Origin of the sequence: Kitasatospora sp. NPDC059827, from assembly GCF_042731675.1 — a bacterium.
Lineage (GTDB): Bacteria > Actinomycetota > Actinomycetes > Streptomycetales > Streptomycetaceae > Kitasatospora.
This window is the reverse complement of the sequence record NZ_JBHWIV010000062.1, coordinates 48,177-51,060: the sequence shown is the minus strand read 5'-3', so window position 1 is coordinate 51,060 and position 2,884 is coordinate 48,177. Positions and strand designations below refer to the sequence as shown.

Annotated in this window: 2 protein-coding genes; one reads left to right on the top strand and one right to left on the bottom strand. The window is 74.0% G+C overall.

Features of this window, described 5'->3' with window-relative positions; translation table 11 throughout:
- Positions 1–136: 136 nt before the first annotated feature.
- Entirely contained in the window at positions 137–850 is a 714-nt protein-coding gene (locus tag ACFV8H_RS30285; protein WP_380406349.1) for a transglycosylase family protein, read from the bottom strand.
- A 361-nt stretch (positions 851–1,211) separates the two neighbouring features.
- On the opposite strand from ACFV8H_RS30285, the gene ACFV8H_RS30280 reads away from it, so the two are divergent.
- Positions 1,212–2,777, top strand: a complete 1,566-nt coding sequence (locus ACFV8H_RS30280) for a purple acid phosphatase family protein (RefSeq protein WP_380406346.1) — start codon at positions 1,212–1,214, stop codon at positions 2,775–2,777.
- Positions 2,778–2,884 lie beyond the last annotated feature (107 nt).

Genomic DNA, 2,884 nt, shown 5'->3' with positions numbered 1-2,884 from the left:
ATGAAGTCACGCAAGCCGGACCGGTGGATGCACACGAGCGGTTCCCGAACGAGGCCGACAGATCCCGTTGAGGACCCGAGGTCAGTCAGGAGGCGAGTCAGACCTGCCCGGGAACCGCTCATGAACATCCTCACTGTCAGGAGGGGAGCCGCAGGACCAGGCCGGGCTGGATGAGGTCCGGGTCCTCGCCGACGGTGGCGCGGTTGAGCTCGTACAGCGCGGGCCAGCCGCCGGGGACGCGCAGGGCGGCGGCGAGCTGGTCCAGGGTGTCGTCCTCGCGGACGGTCCACCGGCCGTCCACGGCCGAGCCGGGGGCGGGCGGCGGCAGGACGGCGTCGCGCCCGTGGTCGCGGGTGGCCTCGGAGGCCTCCTCGTCATGGGTCCGGTCGCCGGTCAGGTCGTGGGTCCGGCCACGGGCGTCGGCGCGGGCCTCGTCCCGGTCCGGGGCGGCGGTCCCGTGGGCGCGGCCGCCCAGGGCGCGGGAGCCGCAGACCGGCCAGGGGGAGAGGCCGCGCCGCTCGGCCAGGTGCTGGGCGACGGCCATCTGGTCCTCGCGGCTGGCGAGGTCGGGGCGCGGGGCGTAGGCCAGGCCGCCGTTCTCCCGCCAGGTGGACCGGTCGAACTGGAGGCCGCCGAAGTAGCCGTTGCCGGTGTTGATGTGCCAGTCGCCGCTGCTCTCGCAGTCCGCCACCCGCTCCCAGTCGTACCGGCCGCCGTCCGTCCTCCCGCCCGGGTCGGCCCCGCTGTCGCCGCCCGGGGGCGCGGCGTGGGCCGCGGGGGCGGCGAGGGCCACGGCGAGGGCGCAGAGCGCGGTGGGAACGAGGCGGCGGAGGCGCGCGGTGGGAGGCATGGGCGGCTCTCAGGTCCGGGGACAGGGCGTGCACCGCCCGGAGACGGCGCGTTCCAACCGACGCACGCCGAGCCGGGCGCGCCGCCGCCGACACGACCGGGAGGTCACCCGCTCGGCCGTCCCGCACCACCCCGGCGGCCCGCGGCCATCCGGCCGTACCCCCTGCTCCGGGTGTCGATCGATCAGGACACCGTGCGGGCCGCCCGGTGACGCGCTGTTCGCCGGCGAGGCGGCGGTGCGCCGAGCAGTTGGTCCGGACCAGCGTTCAACTGCCGTTCGCCGTCCGCACGGTTGATGGTGGTGCGGCCGTACCGTCCGACTGCGAGCCTCCAGGGCGTTTCTCGTAGCCCAGGAGGCGGCAGTGGCACATTCCCCGGCACAACCCTCGCGCAGAACGGTCCTCCGGACGGGGACGGCGGCCGGCGCGCTCGCCGCGCTGCCCGCGTCCACCCTGCTGTGGACCCAGCCGGCCGTCGCCGGCACCCCCGGACCGGAGCAGGTCCACCTCCAGTGGGGCAACGAGCCCTCCCGCGAGATGACCGTCTCCTGGGCGACCGGCGCCTCCGTGAAGCGCCCCCGGGTGCGGATCGGCACCCCGCACGGCGGCGCCGGCCGCAGCGTCGACGCGAGCAGCCGCAGCTACGTCGACGGCCTCAACAAGGTCGAGACCTTCACCCACCACGCCCGCCTCGACGGGCTGCGCCCCGACACCACCTACGTGTACGAGGTGCTGCACGACGGCGCCCAGCCCGTCCGCGGCACCTTCCGCACCGCCCCCGCCCGCGGGCGCGCCGCCTTCCGCTTCACCAGCTTCGGCGACCTCGGCACCGGCGACAACGTGTTCGCGAAGTCCTCCATCCACGGCGCCGCCGCCGTCCGGCAGGTCGAACAGTTCAACCCGCTGTTCCACCTGCTCAACGGCGACCTCGCCTACGCCAACAACAACCCGCAGCTCCAGCCGCAGGCCTGGAACGCGTTCATGAACAACCTGTCCAAGTCCGCCGCCAACCGCCCCTGGATGCCCGCCCCCGGCAACCACGAGGTCGAGGCCGGCGGCGGCGACCTCGGGTACGCCTCCTACCTGACCCGCTTCGAACTGCCCGACAACGGCACCCGCGACCACTGCGGCAACTGGTACAGCTTCCAGGTCGGTTCGGTGCTGTTCGTCAGCCTGGACGGCAACGAGATCGCCGTCGAGGACGACGCCAGCCTCGACCCCGCCACCGGGCAGTCCATCTACATCAGCGGCTACAGCGAGGGCGCCCAACTCCGCTGGCTGGAGCGGGTCCTGTCGCGCGCCCGGCACGGCAGCGCGGTCGACTGGATCGTCGTCAACCTGCACCAGTTCGCGATGTCCTCCTCCGCCGCCAGCCACGGCGGCGACATGGGCATCCGGGAACAGCTGCTGCCGCTGCTCGACCGCTACTCCGTCGACCTCGTCCTGGCCGGCCACGACCACGACTACGAGCGCACCCACCCCGTGCGCGGCACCGAGTCGGGCGGGCTGCTCACCCCCGCCGTCGTCGACGACGACCTGCGGCAGATCGACACCTCCGAGGGCACCGTCCACCTCATCCTCGGCGGCGGCGGCACCGCCGGCCACGACGACGTGTACCTCCCGCCCGACGCGGACGGCGTCCGCCAGGCCAGCGTCCGCACCCAGCGGCTCACCTTCAAGGCCGACCCGGACGCCAAGGAGAAGGCCCACTGGTCCGCGGTCACCGACCCGGACACCAAGTACCCGTACGGCGTCGCCGTCTTCGACGTCGACCCGGGCCGCTACCCCGGCGACCGCACCACCATCACCGTCTCCTACTACCACTCGGTGCCCGCCACCGCCGCCAACCCGCTGCCGACACCGGTGCTGTACGACCGGTTCACGCTGTACCGCGACCGCAGCGACGGCTGGTCCGACGACGACGAGTAGGCGGTAGTCGCCTGCACGCCGGGCGCGCCGGCCTGCCCGGCGCGCCGGCGCCGCGGGCAGCAGAGGTTCCCGAAGGACCGACAACACCCGGAGTAGGCAAAAGAAAA